We start from the raw sequence: 23,439 nt of genomic DNA, 5'->3' as shown, positions 1-23,439 counted from the left end.
ACGGGGGGATTTGTGTGAACGAAAAAGGACTGCAGGTTTTAGAGCAGTATGATATCCGGCTTCAGAGAAGTTTCGGCGGGCGCGGAAGCCTGATGCTTGAGACAGACCAGGGATTAAAATTATTGAAAGAATTTGCAGGCTCTCAGACAAAACTTCCCTGTGAGCAGGCGCTGCTGGAACGTCTGGAAGAGCGCAGAGTCTGCGGAGTGGATCGGATTGTTCCCAACCGGAGCGGAAACCTGGTGTCTACAGGAGATTATGATACGCCGTACATCCTGAAAAACTGGCCGCCAGGCCGGGAATGTGATCCGAGAAATGAAGAAGAGCTTCAGAGAAGTATGCGTACTCTGGCCCGGATTCACAGGGAAGCCAGGGGCGTGTGGCAGCTTGGAGAGGAAGAAAAGCGAAAGTGCGCGGGTACAGAGCGCCTGCGGGAGCTGGAAAAGCACAACCGGGAATTGAAGCGCGCGCAGAGCTTTATCCGGAACAGGCATAAAAAGGGAAGCTTTGAACTGCTGTTTCTTCAGTGCGCGGAAGCCGTCTTCCGGGACGGGCGCCTGGCGCTGGAAAAGCTGGAGGCATCAGGCTGCGGGGAGCTCTATGAGCGCGCGCTCCGGGAAGAGCATGTCTGCCATGGAGAATATATCCACCATAATATTCTGATCAGCCGCCAGGAGACGGCGGTGGTTAATTTTCAGCACTTTGAAATCAATGTGCAGGTGAATGATATCTGTCTTTTTCTGCGGAAAATCATGGAGAAGCAGAACTGGAACGGAAGGCTGGCCGCCCGGATGCTGGAGGCTTACGAGCGGGAGCTGGCGCTGTCGGAACAGGAACGGTTTTACCTGGCCGTGAGCCTGTACTATCCGGAAAAGGTCTGGAAGCTGATCCATCACTATTACAATTCGAACAAGGCCTGGGTGCCGGAAAAGAGTACGGAAAAACTGCGGGTTTTCCTGGAACAGGATGAAAGGCGGAAGAGAATGATAAGAGAACTGTTTTCCGTTGGCTTCTGACCGAGCCGCCGGAGCCGGCGGCCGGGGGCGTTTCCCTGGGGGAAAGCCCTTTCGGGCGCCGGCGGACTGCCGTATAAATTGCTGTATAAATTCTGCAAAACCATGGATATTCATTGACTTTTATACCCAAACATTTTACAATTATAGAGAAAAAAGGGCCGGTGGTCTTCCGGCCCGGCAGTTTTCAGAAATCAAGGGTGAGGTGCAAAAGCTATGTACATGGATGATTACAAGCGTTGGATGGAAGCAGACCTGGAGGACCCGGCTCTGAAGGAAGAGCTGGAAGCGATTCAGGGCAAGGAAGATGAGATCAAGGACCGCTTTGCGGTGGCGTTGAAATTCGGTACCGCAGGGCTCCGGGGCGTGCTGGGAGCAGGAACAAACCGCATGAATATTTATGTGGTGCGCCAGGCGACTCAGGGACTGGCCAACTGGGTAAAGACCCAGGGCGGAAATCAGCTGGTGGCCATCAGCTTCGACAGCCGTATCAACAGCGATGTATTTGCGAAGACAGCAGCCTGCGTGCTGGCTGCCAATGGAATCAAGGTCCGCATTTACGACGCGCTGATGCCGGTTCCGGCGCTGAGCTTTGCGACCCGCTATTATCAGGCGAACGCGGGAATCATGGTGACGGCGTCCCATAATCCTGCGAAATATAACGGTTATAAGGCATATGGTCCGGACGGCTGCCAGATGACAGACGAGGCGGCGGACATTGTATATGCCGAGATTCAGAAGACAGATATCCTGACCGGAGCAAAGATGATGACCTTCGAGGAGGGACAGGCAGCCGGTCTGATTGAATACGTGGGAGACGACTGCAAGGAAGCTCTCTATGCGGCGATTGAGGCCCGCAGCGTGCGTCCGGGCATCTGCAGGACGGCGGGACTGAAGCTGGTGTACTCTCCGCTGAATGGTTCCGGCCTGGTTCCGGTTACCCGGGTGCTGAAGGATATCGGTATTACTGATATTACAATTGTGCCGGAGCAGCAGTATCCGGACGGCAATTTCCCCACCTGCCCTTATCCGAACCCGGAGATTTTCGAGGCGCTGCGGCTCGGCCTTGAGCTGGCAGAGAAGAGCGGCGCAGACCTGATGCTGGCTACAGATCCGGACGCGGACCGTGTGGGAATCGCCATGAAGTGTCCGGACGGAAGCTATGAGCTGGTATCCGGAAATGAGATGGGCGTTCTGCTTCTGGACTACATCTGTGCCGGAAGAATCGAGAGCGGCACCATGCCGGAGAATCCGGTTGCGGTGAAATCCATCGTTTCCACGCCCCTGGCTGACGCGGTGGCGAAGAATTACGGCGTAGAGCTCAGGAGTGTTCTGACAGGCTTCAAATGGATTGGAGACCAGATCGCCCAGCTTGAGGCAGCAGGAGAGGTGGACCGCTTCATCTTCGGTTTCGAGGAGAGCTATGGTTACCTTGCAGGCCCCTATGTGCGTGACAAGGACGCCATCATCGGCTCCATGCTGATCTGTGAGATGGCTGCTTACTACAGAAGCATCGGTTCTTCCATCAAGCAGAGACTGGAAGAGATTTATGACAAATACGGCCGCTACCTGAATAAGGTGGACAGCTTTGAGTTCCCGGGCCTGTCCGGTATGGACAAGATGGCTGGAATCATGGAAAGCCTGCGCAAGAATCCGCCCGCGGAGATCGGCGGTTATGCGGTGGTGAAGGTGACAGATTTCAAAAATACAGAGGAGACCGGTCTTCCCGCAGCCAATGTGCTGATGTACAAGCTGGAAGGCGGAGCCGAGGTTATCGTCCGCCCGTCCGGCACCGAGCCGAAGATCAAGACCTATTTCACGACGCTTGGAAAGGATCTGAAAGAGGCAGAGGAGCAGAAAGAGAAGCTGGCGGCGGCCCTGAAGCCGATACTGGCATAAAAGTACAAAAACTATACAGAAAAAGCAGCAGTACGGTGTGCCGGGGAGATGTTGGTTCCCGGCACACCGGCGTTAAGGGAGAGACGGAATATGGAACAGGAAAAACGATATACCTATGAAGAGCTCCTGGATATTGTGGCGGAGCTTCGCAGCGACCATGGCTGCCCCTGGGACCGGAAGCAGACCCATGAGAGTATGATCAAGTGTCTGCGGGAGGAATGTGAAGAGGTCGTGCAGGCCATTGAACATAAGGATGACGAAAACCTCTGTGAAGAGCTGGGCGACGTGATGCTGCAGGTGCTGATGCACAGCCAGATCGCGGCGGAAGAGAACCGGTTTACCATAGAGGATGTGGTGGACATGCTGGCGAAGAAACTGGTGCGCCGCCATCCTCATGTCTTCGGGGATCAGAAGGCTTTGACCGCGGAAGAAGGCCTGGCAAGCTGGGAAGCCGTAAAGCGGATGGAGAAGGAAGAGCGGGAACGTCGGAAGAGCGGAGGTTCCGCCAGCCGGGCCGGCTGTGAAAAAATATAAAATAAGGGAAACTCCTTGACAAATATACTGGAAACGGGTATAAATAGGAAAGAAGATATGGAGAACGCACACACAGACATATCATCGAAACCAAGAAGAAGTATTATTGATAGGAGGAATTATCCGAATGAACAGAATGGAATTGGTTGCTGCGATTGCAGAGAAGAGTGAGTTATCCAAGAAAGATGCAGAGAAGGCTCTGAAGGCTTTCACTGATGTAGTAGCTGAGGAACTGAAGAAGGGCGAGCAGATTCAGCTGGTTGGATTCGGTACTTTCAAGGTATCTGAGAGAGCAGCAAGAGAGGGAAGAAATCCGCAGACTGGCGAGACTATGCAGATTAAGGCTTCCAAGTCTCCGAAGTTCACAGCTGGAAAAGCACTGAAGGACGCTCTGAACTAATATATTATGCGCCTGGATAAATATTTAAAGATTTCCCGCCTTATTAAGCGGAGAACCGTGGCGAACGAGGCCTGCGACGCGGGCCGTGTTCTGGTGAACGGCAAGACCGCGAAGGCGTCAGTAAATGTCAAGGCGGGCGACGTGATAGAGATACAGTTTGGAAGCAAAGCCGTGAAGGTGGAGGTTCTGGACGTACAGGAGACTGTGCGTAAAGAGGATGCCAAAGAGCTGTACCGTTATCTTTAAATGAAAATATGGAATAAAACGGAAGACCTTCTAATATATTTAACAAGAGATTAAGTATGTTAGGAGGTCTTTTTGTGGAGGAAAAGCAGTATGCAAAGGCGCATAAGCTTTTGCTGAACAATAGAAGGACAGGTACTGTGAGCGGCGTGACAGACGTCATTTCCTTTGACATTGCGGAGATTCTGCTGGAGACGGAGCAGGGAATGCTGACCATAAAAGGCGCGGATCTGCATGTGAACCGCCTGACACTGGAAAAGGGCGAGGTGGACATCGAAGGGCGTATTGACAGCATGGCCTATTCGGAAGTGACAGATTTCCACAAGGCGGGAGCGTCGCTTCTGGGCCGCCTGTTTAAATAGATATGAGCGAGGGAATTTTGCTGGAGCTGCAGTTCTTTGCCAGGGCGTTTCTGTGGGGAGTGTTCCTCGCCCTCCTCTATGATTTCATCCGCCTTTTCCGCTGCCTGGTCCGCCACGGGACGCTGGCGCTGGCAGTGGAGGATATTTTGTACTGGCTGGCCTGCGGAATTCTGATATTTCGAATGCTGTATGAGGAGAACAGCGGCGCGATCCGGGGATTTGCGATTGCGGCTGTAATCCTGGGGATGTTATTGTGTTTGCAATTAGAAAAATTATTAAAAAAAGTAAGAAAGAAATTGCATAATTCAGTTAAAAGCGGTATAATGTCCTTAAAGTCTACCCAGGGAGGAAAGAAGTCATGACGACGAAGACCAGGCGCGTGATGAAGCGCAAACGGCGTATGGAATTCAAGCTGGTTTTCGCGGCTGTTCTCTGCTTACTGCTAGTGGCTTCTTTCGGGAAGCTCCGGCTGCAGCAGAAGAATGAAGCGTACCAGAAACAGGAAGAGGAGCTTCTGGCTCAGATTTCTGAAGAGCAGGAGAGAACTCAGGAAATCGAAGAGCTTAAGAAATACGTCCAGACCAAGAAGTATGTGGAAGAAGTGGCCAAGGAGCGGCTTGGGCTGGTCTATGAGGATGAGATCCTCTTTAAGGCAGAGGAATAGTCTCTGTCAGAATATAATATTTTGGAATATGGGATTCCGACGATTCGGAGAGCGGATGAGAGAGCTGCTGTGAGATATCAGGTGTGAAGCCGAAAGGTTCAGATGTGATATGTCACGGCAGCTTTTAATTTCTTAAGACAGATTCTATGTCCTAAAATGTCTAAAATTTCCAATTTCTGCTTCCGTAGTTTGACAAATTATTTGTTTTCCGTCCTCTATAATACCCAAACACACAGACACACACAGAAGATTAGGAGGATCAGGAAATGAAAAGGGAAGAGGAACAGCAAAAGAACAGGAGCTGGAGCTGGCTCTACGGCATCACAGCCGGGGCCTGCGTGGCGGCTATGCAGATTGGAGTGGGAATGCTTCAGATGGAACAGGATTACGCAGTGATTCTGGGAGCGGCTCAGGGACTGCTGGTCTGCTCGCTGACCGTGATCTGCGGAAGTATTATGGAATGGCTGCTGCGCCCGCTGCCGGCGGAAAATGGAGAGCTGGGAAGCAGTCTGGGGCCGGTCCGCGCCCGGGTCCGGGAATACGAGACGGCCTTCAGAAGCCTGGCGCAGAGCTTTTCGGGTCTTTCGGCCCAAAAAGCCATGGAAGGTGGAGAAGGGATAAAGGGAGAGCTTCTTTCGGAGGATGGGGCGGCCGTGCTGGATGCTCCGGCGAAAATGAATCTTTTATGGAATACAAAACTGGAGGAAAACCGGGAAGCCATGGCTGTACAGCTGAATGAGATGGCGCAGATTATGACGGACACGGTGGAACACGCCTGGGATACCCACAGTGATGAGGAACTGGAAGAACATCTGAGGAAAAAGCTGAGAGCCATGGGCCTGTCTGTTCATGCGGTACTGGTCTACTGCGAGGAACACAGGCGCCAGGAGGTCTATCTGACTATGAGCACACGAAGGCGCAGATGCGTGGCGGTAAAGGATATTGCGGCAGCGCTGACAAAGCTGATGAAAAAGGCCATGATGCCGGCCAGAGACAGCCGGGCATTTGTGGGCGGCGAAAGAGTGACAGTGCTCTTTGTGGAACGCACGAACTTTCAGGTGCTTTACGGGGTAGAAAAGGCTGTGAAGGGAAAGGAAAGGGTTTCCGGCGATAATTTTTCTCTGCGTTACTGCCGGGAGGGGCAGTTTATCGGAGCTCTGTCGGACGGCATGGGCTCAGGCCTTACGGCATACCGGGAGAGCGAGCTGGTGATCGATCTGCTGGAACAGTTTCTGGAGGCTGGATTTTCCAAGGAGACGGCAGTGCGGATGATCAATTCTGCGCTGATTCTGCGCTCGGACGCGCAGGTATTTTCCACCATCGACATTGCGTCTCTGGATCTGTATACAGGGGTGTGCGATTTCCTGAAGGTAGGGGCTTCCACTACGTTTATCCGGCGGGAAAACTGGGTGGAGACGATCTCGTCCACAAGCCTGCCGGCGGGAGTCTTCCACAAGCTGGAGCCGGACTGTACCGGAAAGAAGCTTTACGACGGAGACATGGTGATCATGGTGACGGACGGGGTGATGGACGCTCTGCCTGCCGCCCATCAGGAAAGTCTGATGAAAGATATTATCATGGAGCATGATACGGGAAATCCCGCCGAACTGGCGTCCTACATTCTGGGACGGGTCCGCCAGTACCGGGAAAAGGAGCCCTCGGATGATATGACGGTGCTGGTGATGGGCCTTGTAAAGTATTGACTTCCGGAAAGAAAAGCCTGTATACTGAATGAAAAGCCTCCGGAGGGAGAAAGGAGCCGGGAAGATGCTGGATCGGGTACGGGCTTACGTAAAGGAACATCAGATGATTGAGCCGGGCGGAAAGGTGGCGGCGGGCGTATCAGGAGGCCCGGATTCCATATGCCTGCTTTTGCTGTTGAAAGAGCTTTGCCGGGAACTGGAGGCCTGCCTGTGCGCGGTTCATGTCCACCATGGCCTGCGGGGAGAGGAGGCCGATGAAGATGAAGCCTTTGTCCGGGAGCTCTGCGCCCGGGAGGTGATACCCCTTCGGGTCTTCTCTTTTGATGTGAGAGAACGGGCGGCCCGGGAGAAACTGTCTCTGGAGGAAGCCGGACGGCTCTGCCGTTATGAAGCTTTCCGGGAGACAGCGGCAGAGCTTGGAGGAGCCCGCATTGCCGTGGCGCATCACGCGGATGATCAGGCGGAGACTGTGCTCTTTCATCTGTTCCGGGGAACAGGAATCCGGGGACTGTGCGGAATGGAGCCGGTGCATGATGACATTATCCGTCCCCTTCTTGGCGTCCGCAGGCAGGAGATTCTGGAATGGCTGGAAAGCCGGGGGCTGGACTGGCGCACAGACAGCACCAATGAAAGCGTGGAGTACACAAGGAACCGGATTCGCAGTGAGATTCTTCCCTGCGCCGCGGCTCATATCAATGCCCGGGCGGTCCCCCACATCGCGGAAGCGGCAGGGGAGCTTTCGGAAATCGAGCGTTTTCTGGAAAAGAGGACGGAGGAGGCTTTCCGCCTGTGCGTCCGGGAGGAAGAGGAAGGCTGTTTTCTGTTTGAGGCAGGTTTTGAAAAGCTTGATCCGGTCCTGCAGAGGCGGCTGCTGCGCCTCTGCATGGAGAGAACGGGAGGCCTGAAGGATGTGGAGCGGGTTCACATCCTGATTCTCCTGGAACTGATGGAGAAGCAGACGGGAAGCAGGGCAGATCTGCCGGGCGGCAGGCAGGCCCGGAGGGAATACCGGGGAATCAGTCTGAAGAGGGCTGCGGACCCGCAGAGCCGTGGCGGCGGTAAGGGAGAAGCGCCGGACTCCCGGGCCGGGGCAGAAGCTTTGGAAATGCCGGAAAGTCTCACGGGGGCCGGGGCAGCAGGAATTCCCGCGCCGGTGAAATTTCCGGAAAGTCTCCGGATCGGCGGCCGGATCTGGTCTTTTTCGCTGGAAAATGCGCAAAAAGATAAAATTATTCCGCAAAAAACATATACGAAATGGTTTGACTATGATAAAATAAAACAATGTCTGGTAATCCGGAAAAGACAGCCGGGGGATTATCTGGAGATTAACAGGGACCACGGCCGGAAAAAGCTGAAGTCTTATCTGGTAGATGAAAAGGTGCCGGCCGCGGAAAGAGAAAAGCTGTGGCTGCTTGCCGACGGTCCTCATATCCTCTGGGTTCCGGGATACCGAATCAGCGAAGGATATAAGGTGACGCAAGATACAGAGAGAATCCTGAAAGTACAAATCGATGGAGGAGAGAACGATGGCTGAGAAAATCAGAGTCATGATTTCAGAGGAAGAGGTAGACGCAAAGATCAGGGAGCTGGGAGAGAAGATCAGTGAGAAGTTCGCGGGAGAGGAAGTACATCTGATCTGTATCCTGAAGGGAAGCGTATTCTTTGTCTGCGAGCTGGCAAAGAGAATCACGCTGCCTGTGACAATAGATTTCATGCAGGTGTCCAGTTACGGCGCGGAGACCAAGTCCAGCGGCGTAGTACGCCTGAGCAAGGACCTGGATGAGCCGCTCCAGGGCAAGAACGTAATTATCGTGGAAGACATTATTGATTCCGGAAGAACACTGAGCCATCTGGTTAAGCTTCTGGGACAGAGAAATCCGAAGACCATGACCCTCTGCACGCTTCTGGATAAGCCGTCCCGGAGAGTCGTGGATGTGGATGTGGAGTTTACAGGCTTCCAGATCCCTGACGAATTTGTGGTGGGATACGGACTGGATTACGATCAGAGATACCGGAATCTTCCCTATATCGGCGTGCTGGAATTTGTAGACTGACGAAAAGGAGAGCAGAACGGGCTGCGGGAAAAGGCTGTCTTGGGCAGCGGAAGCAGAGACGACGAAAGACGCCGCGGTCCGCAAGGAGGAAAGAATTTGAACAGCAGACAATTTCGGGTATCGGGGTTTTCCATGGTAATCCTGATGATTGTGATCCTGCTTTTTGTGCAGTGGATTGCGAATATGGACATGGAAAACACCTATACCTATGAACAGTTTGAAACAGCCGTGGAAAACGAACAGGTAGTGAGCGCCGTGATCGAGCAGTCGCAGGCGGTGCCCACAGGCACGGTCCGCCTGACGCTGAGAGACGGCTCAGAGAGGCAGGTCAACGTGCCGGATACAATCGAGGCGCGGGATCTGCTTCAGAATAATCAGGTATCCGTGTCCTTCCGGGAGGTAAGGGAGCAGAATTTGTTTGGCGCTGTGGGGATTTCGCTCCTGGCAGCAGTGGTGACGGTTGTGCTTATGATGATGTTCCTGAACCGCCAGAATGGCGGCGGGGGCGGAAAGATGATGGATTTCGGCAGAAGCCGGGCCAGAATGACCACCCAGGAGCAGATCCATACCACTTTTAAAGATGTGGCAGGTCTTCAGGAAGAGAAGGAGGAGCTGCGGGAGATCGTGGATTTCCTTAAGCTGCCCCAGAAATATGTCCGCGTGGGAGCAAGGATTCCCAAGGGCGTGCTGCTGGAGGGACCTCCCGGAACCGGTAAGACTCTGCTTGCGAAAGCGGTGGCAGGAGAGGCCGGCGTGCCTTTTTTCAGTATCTCCGGTTCTGATTTTGTGGAAATGTTCGTGGGTGTGGGCGCTTCCCGTGTCCGTGATCTGTTCGCGGATGCCAAGCGGAACCATCCCTGTATTGTATTTATTGATGAGATTGACGCGGTGGCGAGACGCCGCGGCAGCGGCATGGGCGGCGGCCACGATGAGCGGGAGCAGACGCTGAACCAGCTGCTGGTAGAGATGGACGGTTTCGGCGTCAACGAGGGTATTATCGTGATGGCTGCTACGAACCGGGTGGATATTCTCGACCCGGCTATCTTACGTCCCGGCCGTTTTGACCGGAAGATCGTGGTGGGCCGGCCGGATGTGCGCGGCAGAGAGGAGATTCTGCAGGTACATGCCAAAAACAAGCCTCTGGCAGAGGATGTGGATCTGAAGCAGATCGCCCAGACCACGGCGGGCATGACCGGCGCGGATCTGGAAAATCTTCTGAACGAGGCCGCGATTTACGCGGCAAAGGAGGACCGCCCTTATATCATCCAGGAAGATATCAGGAAATCCTTTGTGAAGGTGGGAATCGGCGCAGAGAAGAAGAGCCGCGTGGTATCGGAAAAAGAGAAGCGGATTACGGCTTACCACGAGGCGGGCCATGCGATTCTCTTCCATGTGCTGCCCGACGTGGGACCGGTCTACAGCGTATCTATCATTCCTACAGGAATCGGCGCTGCGGGTTATACGATGCCTCTGCCGGAGAAGGATGAGCTGTTTAATACCAGGGGCAGGATGCTTCAGGATATTGAGGTGTCTCTGGGCGGCCGTATCGCGGAGGAGCTCGTCTTTGATGATATTACGACGGGTGCCTCTCAGGATATCAAGCAGGCTACCCGTGTGGCCAGAGCCATGGTGACCAAGTATGGCATGTCTGACGAGCTGGGCCTTGTGTCCTACGATTCCGATGAGGAGGTTTTCATCGGACGGGATTTCGGTCATACGAAGAGCTACGGCGAGGACGTGGCAGGGAAAATCGACGCGGAGATCAAGCGGATTGTAGACGAGTGCTACGAGAAGGCAAAAGCCATTATCCTGGAAAACAGAAAGGTTCTGGATGCGGCAGCAGAGCTGCTTCTGGAAAAGGAAAAGATTTCAAGGGAGGAGTTTGAAGCGCTGTTTGAAGAGAAGGCAGGCTGAGGATTCTGATTGAAATGCGGAGCCGGCGCGCTGGCGGCCGCAGTGGCCCTGGTATGCCGGATTTGAGGAAAAAAGAAAAAGAACACCAGGAAGGAAGCTCCGGAGCAGATTCACCGTTTTGTATCTGCGCCGGGGCGCCTTTTTAGTTATTTCGTCATTATGCCGGAAATGATATGTGAATTTTTCACAAAAACATAATTTGATTTTTGTGAAGTTTGTGCACACTTATTCCCGAACCGTGTTATAATAATACTCGTAAAACCCCCAATACATTATATAGTTTTTGCTACACCCCATAAGTAAAAGAAATACCTTCTCCTGAAACAGACAGCGTAAGCTGTCTGTTTCACTTTTATACGCGATATGCCCGGCAGGCGAACGGCTTCGCCGTGAGCTGCCTGCGGGAACAAAGCGGCGCAAGTCCCTCTCATCTGTCTGCAGAGAAGCGGAAAAGGACCTGCGCCGTTTCTAATATCAGGAAAAAGGTTGTAATTGAGAATGGGGTGGTATACAATGAAATAACAGGGAAAAGCATAGTAGAAAGAGTGAATATATGGGAAAAATTAATCAGCAGGCGCTTTACGCGGACGAATCCAGCGTTTACCGGATTCCGCTGGAAGCGAAGCCTGGCGACAGAGTGACCTTGAGATTCCGTACAGGGAAGGACAACGTGGATAAGGTGTATGTCATCAGCGGAGAATCTCGCTGGGCCATGGAAAAGGTCACTTCCAAAGGATATTTTGATTACTATGAGACACAGATAGACGTGGGAACAGAGCTGGTTCCTTACTTTTTTGAGGTCCGTTCCGGGGATGAAAGGCTTTTCTATAATAAGCAGAACGTGACGGACGATCTGCAGAGCTGTTATGCCTTCGGTATCGTTCCGGGTTTTTCCACGCCGGAGTGGGCCAAGGGCGCGGTCATGTATCAGATTTACGTGGACCGTTTCTGCAACGGCGATCCCTCCAATGATGTGCTGACCGGAGAGTACAGCTACATTGGCGAGCAGGTAGAGCGTGTGGAGAACTGGGACGAATATCCCAAGGCGATGGATGTCCGCTGCTTTTACGGCGGCGACCTGCAGGGAATTCTGGATAAACTGGACTACCTGCAGGATCTGGGAATTGAGGTCATTTACATGAACCCGATTTTCGTATCTCCCTCGAACCACAAGTACGATACCCAGGATTATGATTACATCGATCCCCATTTTACAGTGATTAAAAATGACGGCGGAGAGGTTCTTCCTCCGGGAGAGCTGGACAATACCAAAGCGACCAAATACATGAAGCGCGTAGTCTGTAAGGAGAACCTGGAAGCCAGCAACGAATTTTTCATTCATTTTGTGGAGGAAGTTCACAAGAGGGGGATGCGCGTCCTCCTGGATGGCGTGTTCAACCACTGCGGCTCCTTTAACAAATGGCTGGACAGAGAAAGACTTTACGAAGGCGACAGCGACTACGAAAAGGGCGCTTATATTTCCGCAGACAGCCCTTACCGGAAGTTTTTTAAATTCAACAACAAGCACGACTGGCCGTATAATAAATATTATGACGGCTGGTGGGGGCACGACACGCTGCCCAAGCTCAGTTATGAGACTTCTCAGGAGCTGTATGACTATATTATGGGCATCGCCCGGAAATGGGTCTCTCCGCCCTACAACGTGGACGGCTGGAGGCTGGATGTGGCTGCGGATCTGGGCTGGTCCGAGGAATTTAACCACAAGTTCTGGAAGGATTTCCGGAAAAACGTGAAAGAGGCCAATCCGGACGCGGTGATTTTCGCGGAGCATTACGGGGACGCTTCCGCCTGGCTTCAGGGCGACGAGTGGGATTCCGTCATGAATTACGACACCTTTATGGAGCCGGTGACCTGGTATCTCACCGGAATGGAGAAGCACAGCGACGCCTACCATCCGGAGCTTATGAACAATGCGGACTTTTTCCTGAACCTGTTGAAGGATAAGACGCCGGCCTTCTATGGACAGTCCTATCAGGTGGCGATGAATCAGCTTTCCAACCACGATCACTCCCGTTTCCTGACCAGAACCAATCATAAGGTAGGACGTGTGGGTGAGCTGGGGAGCCATGCGGCGGAGGAAGGCGTATCCAGGTCTGTCTTCCGGGAAGCAGTTACCTTTATGCTGACCTGGCATGGCGCTCCTACGATTTACTACGGAGACGAGGCCGGCGTCTGCGGTTTTACCGATCCGGACAGCCGCAGGACCTATCCCTGGGGTCATGAGGATCAGGAACTGATCCGTTTCCACAAGGAGCTGATCCGCATCCGCAAGGAAAACCCGGCCTGCCGCAGGGGCTGCAGCGTATGGCTGCTGGCGGACGGAGGCTGTATTTCTTTCGGAAGATTCCTGGACGGGAATTATGTGGTTACGGTTTTGAATAATACAGAGGAAGGCCGCAGGCTGGTACTTCCGGTCTGGCGCCTGGAGACGCCGGACGGCGTGCTGATGAACCGGCAGATCATGTCGGTGGAGGATGGATTTACGCTGGAAAAGGCCTACTATCTGGTCTGGAACGGAGAGATAGAGATCTTTATGCCTCCCTACTCCGCGGCCGTGCTTAATTATAAGAGCGAAGAGGCTGTCTGGAAGGATTATCAGTAACGGTCTGCTTTCCGCTTCCGGCGCAGGGAGAGCCGGACCATCCAAATTTCTGGAAAGCAGGAGTGTTCAAATTTTTCTTGACAAAGCAAAAAATCTGTGATAATTTATAGAAAATTTAACATGGTAAACAGTTAAACCGATGAAGCGGAGATAACGGCAGTTATGCGCGCACAGAGAGTCCGGGACAGGTGGAAGCCGGATCGAGATGCAGATTGTCAAATGGACCGCTGAGGGCGCAGTCAAAGGACTTAAGAGGAAAGGCGCGGCACGCAGATGCGTGAGGCGCGGCACCGGAAAGCCGAGTATTCTGCGACGTGGGGCATACGTCAGTTGCCGGGAATATGAAGGTATTCCGCTAAGCGCACGGGTCATGCCGTGAATCAAGGTGGCACCGCGGGTGGATGAATTGATACGCTCGTCCTTGGCAGATAGAGATCTATCTGTCAGGACGGGCGTTTTCTTTTTCACGTAAGCCGTGAGCGGGCCGGCCGCCGGACGGAGAAATAATCATAAAAAATTTTATGGAGGCAGTGAAGCATGATTAAAGAAGCGATTTTAAAACTGGCAAAAAAGGAAGACCTGACCTATCAGGAAGCAGAAGCGGTTATGAACGAGATTATGAGCGGCGGAGCGACCCCGGTGCAGATGGCGTCTTATCTGACGGCCCTCTCCCTGAAAGGAGAGACCATTGATGAGATTACGGCCTCAGCCGCGGGAATGAGAGCCCACTGCGTAAAGCTGCTCCACGATATGGACGTGCTGGAGATTGTGGGAACAGGCGGGGACGGCTCCAATTCCTTCAACATCTCCACGACGGCCTCTATGGTGATTGCGGCAGGCGGCGTGCCGGTTGCGAAGCACGGAAACCGGGCCGCTTCCTCCAAAAGCGGGGCCGCGGACGTGCTGGAAGCTCTGGGTGTGAAGATTACCATTTCCCCGGAAAAGAGCGCAGAGCTGCTGAAAAAAATCAATATCTGTTTTCTGTTCGCGCAGAACTACCATATCGCGATGAAGTATGTGGCGCCGATCCGAAAAGAACTGGGCATCCGCACGGTATTTAATATCCTGGGTCCCCTGAGCAATCCGGCCGGAGCCAATATGGAGCTGATGGGCGTCTTTGATGATACGCTGGTGGAGCCCCTGGCCCAGGTCATGATGAAGCTTGGCGTAAAGAGGGGCATGGTGGTCTACGGACAGGACAGCCTGGATGAGATCTCCATGTGCGCGCCCACCTCCGTGTGCGAAATCCGCGACGGGTGGTTCCAGTCCTACGAATTGACGCCGGAGCAGTTCGGCTATACCCGCTGTGGGAAGGAAGAGCTTAAGGGGGGACTGCCGGAGGAAAACGCGGCTATTACGCGCGCGGTTCTGGACGGCAGTGACAGGGGAGCGAAGCGCTGCGCAGTCTGCCTGAACGCGGGGGCGGCCCTTTATATTGCGGGAAAAACAGAAACCATGGAACAGGGAGTCCGCATGGCGGAAAGATTGATCGACAGCGGGGCGGCCCTTGCCAAGCTGGAGGAATTCATTCGGGAGAGCAGTCAGGAGTAAACAGCATGAATATTTTAAATGAAATTGCGGAAAAGACCAGGGAACGGATTGCAGAGGAAAAGCGGGGGCTTCCTCTGGCAGAGCTGAAAGCCCGGATACGGGAGCTGGAACATCAGCAGAGAAGGCAGCCGGAGCCAGAGGCATTTCCTTTTCGAAAGGCTCTGGCTGCTCCCGGCATGTCCTACATCTGCGAGGTGAAAAAGGCCTCGCCGTCCAAAGGACTGATTGCCCCGGATTTTCCTTATCTTGAAATTGCGCGGGAATATGAGCAGGCGGGAGCTTCCGCCATTTCCTGCCTGACGGAACCCTGCTATTTTCAGGGAAGCGGGCAGTATCTGAAGGAGATAGCGGAAACGGTGGAGATCCCGGTTCTCAGGAAGGATTTTGTGACAGAGGAATATATGGTTTATCAGGCCAGGGCTCTGGGGGCCTCGGCGGTGCTCCTGATCTGCGCGCTTCTGGACGCCGGGGAGCTGAAAGCCTGCCGTGAACTGGCGGAGGAGCTTGGAATGGACGCCCTGGTGGAAGCCCATGATGAGGGCGAGGTAGAGCAGGCTCTGAAGGCCGGAGCCAGCATCGTCGGCGTCAACAACCGGGATCTGAGGACCTTTGAGGTGGACATGCAGAACAGCGTCCGGCTGCGGAAGCTGGCGCCCAAAGAGGTGCTTTTCGTGTCGGAGAGCGGAATCCGGGAACCGGAGGACATCAGGATTCTGAGGGAAAACGGCGTGGACGCGGTGCTGATCGGAGAAACGCTCATGCGGAGCCCGGATAAGCAGGCCGCGCTCGAGAGACTGAACGGGGGACCTCTTGAGGGTTTCGGAAGAAGGACGGGATGCCTGCCTGGGGCCGCCGGAAGGAGAACAGAATGACGAAAATAAAAATCTGCGGCCTGAGAAGGCCGCAGGATATCGAAGCTGTGAACGCGGCCAGGCCGGATTTCGCGGGCTTTGTGGTGGAGGTTCCGGGAAGCCGGCGTTCGGTAGACAAAAGAGAGCTGCGGGAGCTGGCGGGCAGGCTGGAAGAGGGGATTCTGTCTGTAGGAGTCTTTGTGAATGCTCCGCCGGAGCTTGTGGCAGAGCTTCTGGAGGAAGGAACCCTCGATCTGGCCCAGCTGCATGGACAGGAAGACGAAATCTATATGGCAGAGCTGCGGCGGCTGACAGAAAAGCCGCTGATTCAGGCGTTTTCCATACAGACAGGACAAGACGCGGAACGGGCGCTTGAGAGCAGGGCAGATTATCTGCTGCTGGATCAGGGCAGAGGAGGTACGGGACAGACGTTTGACTGGTCTCTGCTTCCGGAGATAAACAGGCCCTTTTTTCTGGCGGGAGGTCTGGGAGAGGAGAATCTGGAACGGGCCATCCGGCAGGTGAGGCCCTGGGCGGTGGATCTGAGCAGCAGCCTGGAGACGGACGGGCAGAAAGATCCGGAGAAAATTCTGCGGGCTGTGGACCTGGTCAGAAGGCTGAACCGACAGCAGAACTGACGGGAAGGCTGAACGGGCAGCAGAACTGACGGGAAGGCTGAACGGGCAGCAGAACTGACGGGAAGGCTGAACGGGCAGTAGGACCTCAGGAGCGGAGAATGATAACAGGCAGCAGGACCTCAGGGAACGGAGAGCTATAACAGGCAGAAAAAGCAGGGAGAAGAAGAAAGAGAGGAGCAGGAAACATGTCGAATGGAAGATTTGGAATCCACGGCGGCCAGTACATTCCGGAGACGCTGATGAATGCGGTGCTGGAGCTGGAGGAAGCCTACAATCATTATAAAAACGATCCGGAATTCAACCGGGAGCTTACAGAGCTTCTGAACGAATACGCGGGGCGGCCGTCCAGGCTTTATGATGCCAGACGCATGACAGAGGACCTGGGCGGGGCAAAAATCTACCTGAAACGGGAAGATCTGAACCATACGGGCGCCCACAAGATCAATAATGTGCTGGGACAGGTACTTCTGGCAAAGAAAATGGGAAAAACACGTGTCATCGCAGAGACAGGAGCCGGGCAGCACGGGGTAGCCACAGCTACGGCGGCGGCGCTGATGGACATGGAGTGTGAGGTCTTCATGGGAAAGGAAGATACGGAGCGGCAGGCGCTGAACGTGTACCGGATGCGCCTTCTGGGAGCGAAGGTCCATGCGGTGGAAAGCGGTACGGCGACCCTGAAGGACGCTGTATCGGAAACCATGCGTAAGTGGACCAGCCGGATTGCGGACACCCATTATGTGCTTGGTTCCTGCATGGGGCCCCATCCATTCCCGACGATTGTGCGGGATTTCCAGGCAGTTATCTCGAAGGAGATCAAAGAGCAGCTGCTGGAAAAGGAGGGACGGCTGCCGGACGCGGTGCTGGCCTGCGTGGGCGGCGGCTCCAACGCCATCGGAAGCTTTTATCATTTTATCGGGGATGAACAGGTCCGGCTGATCGGCTGCGAGGCGGCAGGACGGGGCGTCGACACGGCGGAGACGGCGGCGACCATTGCTACGGGACGGCTGGGAATCTTCCATGGGATGAAATCCTACTTCTGCCAGGATGAGTACGGCCAGATCGCCCCGGTGTATTCCATTTCCGCAGGGCTGGACTATCCGGGCGTGGGCCCGGAGCACGCATATCTGTATGATACGGGGCGTGCGGAGTACGTGGCCATTACGGATGAGGAAGCCGTGGAAGCCTTTGAATATCTTTCGCGGACAGAAGGGATCATTCCGGCCATTGAGAGCGCTCATGCGGTGGCTTATGCCAGAAAGCTGGCGCCGTCCATGAGAAAAGACCAGATTCTTGTGATTACCGTTTCCGGGCGCGGCGACAAGGACTGCGCGGCCATCGCCCGTTACAGAGGGGAGGATATTCATGAATAAGAGAATTGCAGAGGCATTTGTCCACGGAAAGGCTTTCATTCCGTTTCTCACCTGCGGGGACCCGTCCCTGGAGACGACGGAACAGCTTGTATACGCCTGCGAAGAAGCGGGAGCGGATCTGGTGGAGCTTGGGATACCTTTTTCCGATCCTACAGCGGAGGGACCTGTGATTCAGGCAGCCAATATGCGCGCTCTGGCAGGCGGAACCACAACGGACAGAATTTTTGAGATGGTGGAGAGAATTCGGAAAAGGACGGAGATTCCGCTGGTCTTCATGACCTATGCCAACGTAGTATTTTCCTATCACGCAGGCGGCTGCCGCGCCGGCCGCGCGGGAGCCGGTGTGGAAAAAACAGTTTCCGGGACGGAACAGTTTATAAAGAAGGCAGCGGGGGCCGGGATCGATGGCCTGATTCTGCCGGATGTGCCCTTCGAGGAGAAAGAGGAATTTGCTTCGGTCTGCCGGCAGTACGGCCTGGATCTGATTTCCCTGATTGCGCCGACTTCGGAGGGAAGGATTACGGAGATTGCGAGAGAAGCAGAAGGCTTTGTCTACTGTGTCTCCTCTCTGGGTGTCACGGGAATGAGAACGGAGATTACCACGGACGTGGGAGCCATGGTGAAGCTGGTGAAGCAGGAAAAGAATATTCCCTGCGCGGTAGGCTTTGGAGTCTCCACGCCGGAGCAGGCAAGGGCGATGGCGGCCTGCTCTGACGGGGCCATTGTGGGATCGGCAATCGTAAAGCTCTGCGAACGGTATGGGCGGGGCTGCGTGCCGGAAGTGAAGGCCTATGTGAAAAGGATGAAAGAGGCCGTCGAAATCTTATGCTTTCCTTAATTCTCGACGGTTCTCTGGACAGAATCGGGGTTTAGTGCTATGATAGCGGCGGGGAAAGAGGATTCCTCTTTCCCCGCCGCTGTATGTATCTGTGTGTTTATGAGATTACGGCCCGCCGGGCGCGGAAGCTCCCGGCGGATGAGAATGAAGAGAGAGAATGATATGATAAAGACAATTTTGAGAATTCTGTTAAAGCCTCTTTCCTTTATTCCGGCAATTCTTATGATGTATCTGATATTCAATTTTTCCGCCCAGGATGGTGTCACATCCGGGAATTTAAGCTATAAGGTCAGTGAAATCATCGTAGAGACGGCGAATGAGGCATTTGAGCTGAACTGGTCTTCGGACCAGGAGCAGTATTACATTGAAAGAATCCACTATCCGGTCAGAAAACTGGCCCATATGACAGAGTATTTTCTGCTGGCGGTTTCTGTTTCGTTTCCGCTTTACGTGTACCGGGTCCGGGGAATCTGGCTTCTGCTGCTGGCGGGAACCATCTGTGTGGGCTTTGCCTGTCTGGATGAATACCACCAATCCTTTGTGGCAGGGAGAACCCCGTCCAGAAGAGACGTGATGATAGACAGCATCGGGATTGCGGCCGGGGTAATACTGGTGCAGATGATCTGTTTTATCGGACGGGTGACAGTATTCCGGCCGCTTGCCAGGAAAAAGAAGAGAGCCTGACGGCTGTGAAAGACAGGAAAGAGGAGATGACAATGGCGGGAATTGATGAAGTATATGAAATGGTAGTCCGGGGAAAGACCAAGGCGGTGGAGCTGGCTGTGCAGGACGCCCTTGCCGCAGGCTGCGCCCCGTCAGAGATTCTGAATGCCGGAATGATAAGAGCCATGGATAAAGTAGGGGCCCAGTTCAAAGAGGGAGTGATCTTTGTGCCGGAGATGCTCATGTCTGCCAGAGCCATGAAAAAGGGCGTGGAGGTCCTGAGACCCTATCTTGTGACCGGCGCTGTGGGCACTGCGGGCAAAGCGGTCATCGGAACAGTGGCTGGCGATCTTCATGATATCGGTAAAAATCTGGTGGCCATGATGCTGGAGTCCGCGGGTTTTGAAGTGATCGATCTGGGCGTGGATGTGTCCAGAGAAAAATTCGCCAGGGCCATAGAGAAAAATCCGGATATCAGTCTGGTCTGCTGCTCTGCCCTGCTTACCACTACGCTGCAGGCCCTGCGGGATACCGTGGCATACCTGAACCGGGCTTCTTTCCGCAGGAACATCAAAATCATGGTGGGAGGCGCGCCGGTGACGCAGGCGCTGGCGGATGAAATAGGCGCGGATGCCTATACGGAGGACGCGGCAGAATGCGCCCGCAGGGCCGTGGAACTGGTAAAAGGACAGGGCCTGTAAGGACTCTGCGGGAAGAGGTAAATTCCACCGTCAGATTTGGATGAATGAAATTCCACATCTAAAGCCAAAGGGGTGGAATTTAGTTTTGCAATCGAGTTAAGTAAAAAAATTTATATAATTTGTTATTTTTTGCTGGACAAACCGGAAATGATGTGATATGATATCTACTGCTGACGGCGAGTACAGCAGACAATCGGCGTGTGGCTCAGCTTGGTAGAGCGCTACGTTCGGGACGTAGAGGTCGCAGGTTCAAATCCTGTCACGCCGACTCAAGAGAAAAGGACCCTTAGAGATAGGGGTCCTTTTTCACGTAATCGGGAATAGTATTCCCTCGAAATGAAAATTCTCCGCGGACAGAGCAGACTCTCTGGCCCGCTGCGGGGAAGAAGCAGGAGGTATGGAATGTCAAGAAAAACAGCGGTTGTCACAGGGGCATCCAGAGGAATCGGCCTGGCCATTGCCAGAAGGCTGCTGGCGGCAGGCTGGCAGGTGTTCGGGCTGTCCCGCTCGGAGGGGCCGGTGGAGGAGATTCCGTGGATTCCCTGCGACGTGTCGGTGCCGGAAAGCGTGAACCAGGCCCTGGAATCCGCCTGCATGCAGGCGGGACGCCTGGATCTTCTGGTCTGCAACGCAGGCATGGGCATATCCGGAGCGGTGGAATTCACCTCAGAGGAGGACGCGGAGCTTCAGATAGACGTGAACCTGATGGGAGCCGTGCGCTGTGCCCGGAAAGCGGCTTCTGTCATGCGGAAGCAGGGATTCGGAAAGATTATTTTCATCTCCTCTCTGGCGGCCATTTTTCCTCTGCCCTTTCAGAGTCTGTATTCCGCCAGCAAGGCGGGAATGAATGTGTTTTCCGACGCGCTGGGAATTGAACTGCGCCCCTTCGGCGTGCAGACCTGTACCGTGATGCTGAACGATGTGCGGACGGATTTCACAGACAGCAGAAAGAAGACGGAGACAGGAGACGGCATCTACGGAGGCGCGATTCGCGCTTCGGTGGAAAAAATGGAGCGTTCTGAGCGAAACGGCATGACCCCGGAGCGGGCAGCAGAAGAGGTATACCGGCTGGCAGAAAAAAAGAAGCTGCCGGCGCACCGGATTGTGGGCGCGTCCAACCAGCTTCTTGGTCTGCTTTATCGGATTCTTCCCACGGATCTGATGCTTTCCGTCATCCGTGGAATATACGGCTGATCTTCAGATAGAAATCGGGATTGTTCAGAAGAACGTCGTTGGTTTCGTTGGAAAAGATGAGGAGCAGGCCCCGTCCGGCAGTGAGAAGGAGGGCGCAGAGCGCGGCCACATACAGGATGCGGGCGGAGCGTGTTCCGTCGAAATGAACCTGATCCAGTATCAGAAGGAAAGACAGGAGGCTTAAGGCCAGGCTCAGATCGCATACATAGCGGATGTGAATTCCGCCAAGCAGAAAGTTTACGTAACCGAGTATAAGGATTCCCGCAAGCAGGCAGGCAGAGACCAGCTTCTTTTGGGAGTCCTTTTTTTCGCGGCGCCCTGCCAGGAAAACCGGAACGGCAAGGAAGAGGCCCAGATTCAGCGGCATCTGAAGCAGGCCGGCGCTGTATTCCTGATAGAGATAATTTCCGAAATCCACGCATTTTTCTGTAGTAAAGCGCAGGAACGGAAAGAATTCTGTGTACACAAAGGATTCCAGGAAATAATGGTACAGCATGGAGCCGAAATGGTGAATGCTGAGGACGATGCCGTTCCAGCGGATATCGCTTTCCGTGAGCTGATAGGTGGTGCCGAATTCGAATACAGAATCAAAACGGATGTAGTTGTAATACATTATGGCTGCCGCGCCCAGAAGCACCGGAATCAGGAAGGGGCAGGCGCTTTCCAGAAGTCTCTGGCGCCAGCTCAGCTTCCGGTTCAGAAGAAGAAGCACAAACAGAGGAGCCGCGAAAGCAGCGGCCAGAAGAGCCATGTTTGGACGGGAAAGCACCAGCATCACCAGAGAGACGCCGCAGAGGGCGAACAGCAGGACTCGTTTCCAGGGACAGAGACGGCCTTCGGCAGCCAGCGGGCGGCAGGCGCAGACGCCATAGCTGGCCAGAACGGCGAAGGCGGCCAGCCATCCGGCCGCGGCCAGGAGCGGCAGATAGTAAAAGCTGGAGGAGGAAGCCTGCATCAGATACAGGAAGCTTCCGCAGACCACAGCCAGTTCCCCGGTCAGGAAAAGAAGAAGATTGGCCCGGGGGGCAAAAAGGCGCATCAGCCCCTGAATGGCCGCGAAAATCATGACCACCGCGAAGGCGGCCAGCAGAAAACCGGCAAAAGCGGTTGTCGGCAGCATGCCGGTCAGCCAGTAGACCGGATAATAAACCATGAAAAGCGGGGCCAGTCCAAAGTAGGAATAGTATTTTCCGTTATAAAAAGCCCGATCCCAGTGGTAAGAGACGTTTTTTTCGTTCCGTTCTCCCGTATCATAAGGATTGTCAAGCTCTTCAAGCTGGGGATTTACGTCCAGATCCAGCTCGATCTGTCCCTTTTCGAAAGCGTCCAGCTGCTGCATATAAGCATCCACCACCATTTCCGGAGAACGGATTTCCTCCAGCGTGGGATAGGGGCGCAGAAGCGCATGGTCCGCGTCCTGGGCGTAAAATACGGCTCCGCAGAGCAGCAGGCACAAAAGCAGAACCGCGGCGTTCATCAGGCGGCAGCTTTTTTTCCGGGGCTGGTATTCTTCCTGGTAAAGACGGAAATGCAGGGTCAGAAATACAAGTGCAAGGATTCCGGCCATCAGGAAAAGCCGCAGGCTGTTGACTGTCAGAGGCTGTCTGGCGTTCAGAGTCACGGACAGAAGAAAGACCGGTTCCGTCAGCTCGTCCGTAAATGTGATTCGCAGCCTGGACAGATTCCCGTGGCTGGAAAGCCGTACGGTGAAGGTGTTCCCGGCGCCGCCTGGATTTACCTGAAAGCTGCCTGCGCCCACGGTTTTATAGGCGCTGGCTTCGTCGCAGATGCCAATGTTGCCGGAAAGGACGCCGGAGGGACCTGAGGTGCGGACGGTCACGCTGCGGGCCGGAACCGAAAGCCCGTCAAAGGAGACGGTGGCATTTTCCGGAAGAAGCGGGAGCGCCTCTCCGTTCCAGCCGTCCAGTGAAGACAGATCCAGTTCTGTCTCGGGGTAATTTTCTGAGTTCTGAGTGAAAAAGGAAAACTGAAAAACGCCGATTTCTATGATAAGAGCCAGTAAAACCGCGGATAACAGCAGGAACAGAGCCTGAGCCGCCTGGGGCATCCTGCGGAAATGCTGTATAATTTTTTTCATGATAAATCTCCTCGTATAATAAGTTTGTAAGCAAGAAAAACAGCTTACAGACTTATTCTTTTTTGGTATAGATGGTAAGGACTTCTAAGAGGTACTCCCCTCATCCTGATTCCCATCTATACAGTT

Annotated in this window: 22 protein-coding genes and 1 tRNA gene; 22 read left to right on the top strand and 1 reads right to left on the bottom strand. The window is 54.2% G+C overall.

Annotation, left to right across the window (positions count from 1 at the left end):
• Window positions 1-14 precede the first annotated feature (14 nt).
• The 22 genes from B5E82_RS15605 (at window position 15) to B5E82_RS15500 (ending at window position 21,215) form a co-directional block, all read left to right on the top strand.
• Window positions 15-1,016 (top strand): CotS family spore coat protein, encoded by a 1,002-nt coding sequence (locus tag B5E82_RS15605; RefSeq protein WP_087308464.1) that lies wholly within the window; start codon window positions 15-17, stop codon window positions 1,014-1,016.
• Window positions 1,017-1,229: 213 nt separating this feature from the next.
• Window positions 1,230-2,912, top strand: a complete 1,683-nt coding sequence (locus B5E82_RS15600; protein ID WP_087308463.1) for a phospho-sugar mutase — start codon at window positions 1,230-1,232, stop codon at window positions 2,910-2,912.
• Between the two features lie 90 nt (window positions 2,913-3,002).
• Complete coding sequence (locus B5E82_RS15595) at window positions 3,003-3,446, top strand: MazG family protein (protein ID WP_087308462.1); 444 nt, start codon at window positions 3,003-3,005, stop codon at window positions 3,444-3,446.
• A 127-nt stretch (window positions 3,447-3,573) separates the two neighbouring features.
• Window positions 3,574-3,846, top strand: a complete 273-nt coding sequence (locus B5E82_RS15590) for an HU family DNA-binding protein (RefSeq protein WP_087164182.1) — start codon at window positions 3,574-3,576, stop codon at window positions 3,844-3,846.
• Between the two features lie 6 nt (window positions 3,847-3,852).
• Entirely contained in the window at window positions 3,853-4,092 is a 240-nt protein-coding gene (locus tag B5E82_RS15585) for an RNA-binding S4 domain-containing protein (protein ID WP_087308461.1), read from the top strand.
• A 74-nt stretch (window positions 4,093-4,166) separates the two neighbouring features.
• Entirely contained in the window at window positions 4,167-4,451 is a 285-nt protein-coding gene (gene yabP / locus B5E82_RS15580) for a sporulation protein YabP (protein ID WP_191416959.1), read from the top strand.
• A 17-nt stretch (window positions 4,452-4,468) separates the two neighbouring features.
• Window positions 4,469-4,813: a spore cortex biosynthesis protein YabQ gene (yabQ, locus tag B5E82_RS15575; RefSeq protein WP_162610803.1), complete on the top strand. Its 345-nt coding sequence runs from the start codon at window positions 4,469-4,471 to the stop codon at window positions 4,811-4,813.
• Window positions 4,810-5,115 (top strand): FtsB family cell division protein, encoded by a 306-nt coding sequence (locus tag B5E82_RS15570; RefSeq protein WP_087308458.1) that lies wholly within the window; start codon window positions 4,810-4,812, stop codon window positions 5,113-5,115. The genes yabQ and B5E82_RS15570 overlap by 4 nt, the downstream gene beginning before the upstream one ends.
• A gap of 266 nt (window positions 5,116-5,381) precedes the next feature.
• The gene (locus tag B5E82_RS15565) at window positions 5,382-6,818 is read left to right on the top strand and encodes a SpoIIE family protein phosphatase (RefSeq protein ID WP_087308457.1); all 1,437 of its coding nucleotides are present in this window, start codon (window positions 5,382-5,384) and stop codon (window positions 6,816-6,818) included.
• Between the two features lie 64 nt (window positions 6,819-6,882).
• Window positions 6,883-8,352: a tRNA lysidine(34) synthetase TilS gene (gene tilS / locus B5E82_RS15560; RefSeq protein WP_162610802.1), complete on the top strand. Its 1,470-nt coding sequence runs from the start codon at window positions 6,883-6,885 to the stop codon at window positions 8,350-8,352.
• On the top strand, window positions 8,345-8,872 hold the full coding sequence (gene hpt / locus B5E82_RS15555; RefSeq protein ID WP_087308455.1) for a hypoxanthine phosphoribosyltransferase: 528 nt from the start codon (window positions 8,345-8,347) through the stop codon (window positions 8,870-8,872). Before tilS ends, hpt begins: the two co-directional genes overlap by 8 nt.
• A gap of 132 nt (window positions 8,873-9,004) precedes the next feature.
• Window positions 9,005-10,786 carry an ATP-dependent zinc metalloprotease FtsH gene (gene ftsH / locus B5E82_RS15550; protein WP_191431108.1) on the top strand — a complete coding sequence of 594 codons (1,782 nt, stop codon included), beginning with the start codon at window positions 9,005-9,007 and terminating at the stop codon, window positions 10,784-10,786.
• A gap of 553 nt (window positions 10,787-11,339) precedes the next feature.
• Window positions 11,340-13,409 (top strand): glycoside hydrolase family 13 protein, encoded by a 2,070-nt coding sequence (locus B5E82_RS15545; protein ID WP_242966339.1) that lies wholly within the window; start codon window positions 11,340-11,342, stop codon window positions 13,407-13,409.
• A gap of 537 nt (window positions 13,410-13,946) precedes the next feature.
• Window positions 13,947-14,960 (top strand): anthranilate phosphoribosyltransferase, encoded by a 1,014-nt coding sequence (gene trpD, locus B5E82_RS15540; RefSeq protein WP_087308454.1) that lies wholly within the window; start codon window positions 13,947-13,949, stop codon window positions 14,958-14,960.
• 5 nt (window positions 14,961-14,965) lie between these two features.
• Window positions 14,966-15,832 carry an indole-3-glycerol phosphate synthase TrpC gene (gene trpC, locus B5E82_RS15535; protein WP_087308453.1) on the top strand — a complete coding sequence of 289 codons (867 nt, stop codon included), beginning with the start codon at window positions 14,966-14,968 and terminating at the stop codon, window positions 15,830-15,832.
• Entirely contained in the window at window positions 15,829-16,449 is a 621-nt protein-coding gene (locus B5E82_RS15530; protein WP_087308452.1) for a phosphoribosylanthranilate isomerase, read from the top strand. Before trpC ends, B5E82_RS15530 begins: the two co-directional genes overlap by 4 nt.
• A gap of 185 nt (window positions 16,450-16,634) precedes the next feature.
• On the top strand, window positions 16,635-17,819 hold the full coding sequence (trpB, locus tag B5E82_RS15525; RefSeq protein ID WP_087308451.1) for a tryptophan synthase subunit beta: 1,185 nt from the start codon (window positions 16,635-16,637) through the stop codon (window positions 17,817-17,819).
• On the top strand, window positions 17,812-18,657 hold the full coding sequence (gene trpA, locus B5E82_RS15520; RefSeq protein WP_087308450.1) for a tryptophan synthase subunit alpha: 846 nt from the start codon (window positions 17,812-17,814) through the stop codon (window positions 18,655-18,657). Before trpB ends, trpA begins: the two co-directional genes overlap by 8 nt.
• Before the next feature lie 162 nt (window positions 18,658-18,819).
• Entirely contained in the window at window positions 18,820-19,341 is a 522-nt protein-coding gene (locus tag B5E82_RS15515; RefSeq protein ID WP_087308481.1) for a VanZ family protein, read from the top strand.
• 32 nt (window positions 19,342-19,373) lie between these two features.
• Window positions 19,374-20,021: a corrinoid protein gene (locus B5E82_RS15510; protein WP_087308449.1), complete on the top strand. Its 648-nt coding sequence runs from the start codon at window positions 19,374-19,376 to the stop codon at window positions 20,019-20,021.
• Between the two features lie 194 nt (window positions 20,022-20,215).
• Window positions 20,216-20,289 (top strand) — tRNA-Pro (locus B5E82_RS15505).
• Between the two features lie 134 nt (window positions 20,290-20,423).
• Entirely contained in the window at window positions 20,424-21,215 is a 792-nt protein-coding gene (locus tag B5E82_RS15500) for an SDR family oxidoreductase (protein ID WP_162610801.1), read from the top strand.
• On the opposite strand, the gene B5E82_RS15495 is transcribed toward B5E82_RS15500, so the two are convergent.
• The gene (locus B5E82_RS15495; RefSeq protein WP_087308447.1) at window positions 21,193-23,313 is read right to left on the bottom strand and encodes a hypothetical protein; all 2,121 of its coding nucleotides are present in this window, start codon (window positions 23,311-23,313) and stop codon (window positions 21,193-21,195) included. The genes B5E82_RS15500 and B5E82_RS15495 overlap by 23 nt on opposite strands.
• Between the last annotated feature and the right edge of the window lie 126 nt (window positions 23,314-23,439).

This window comes from Lachnoclostridium sp. An138 (assembly GCF_002160765.1).
Taxonomy (GTDB): domain Bacteria; phylum Bacillota; class Clostridia; order Lachnospirales; family Lachnospiraceae; genus Laedolimicola; species Laedolimicola faecalis.
The sequence above is the reverse complement of the archived record's forward strand: the minus strand, read 5'-3'. Positions and strand labels throughout refer to the sequence as shown.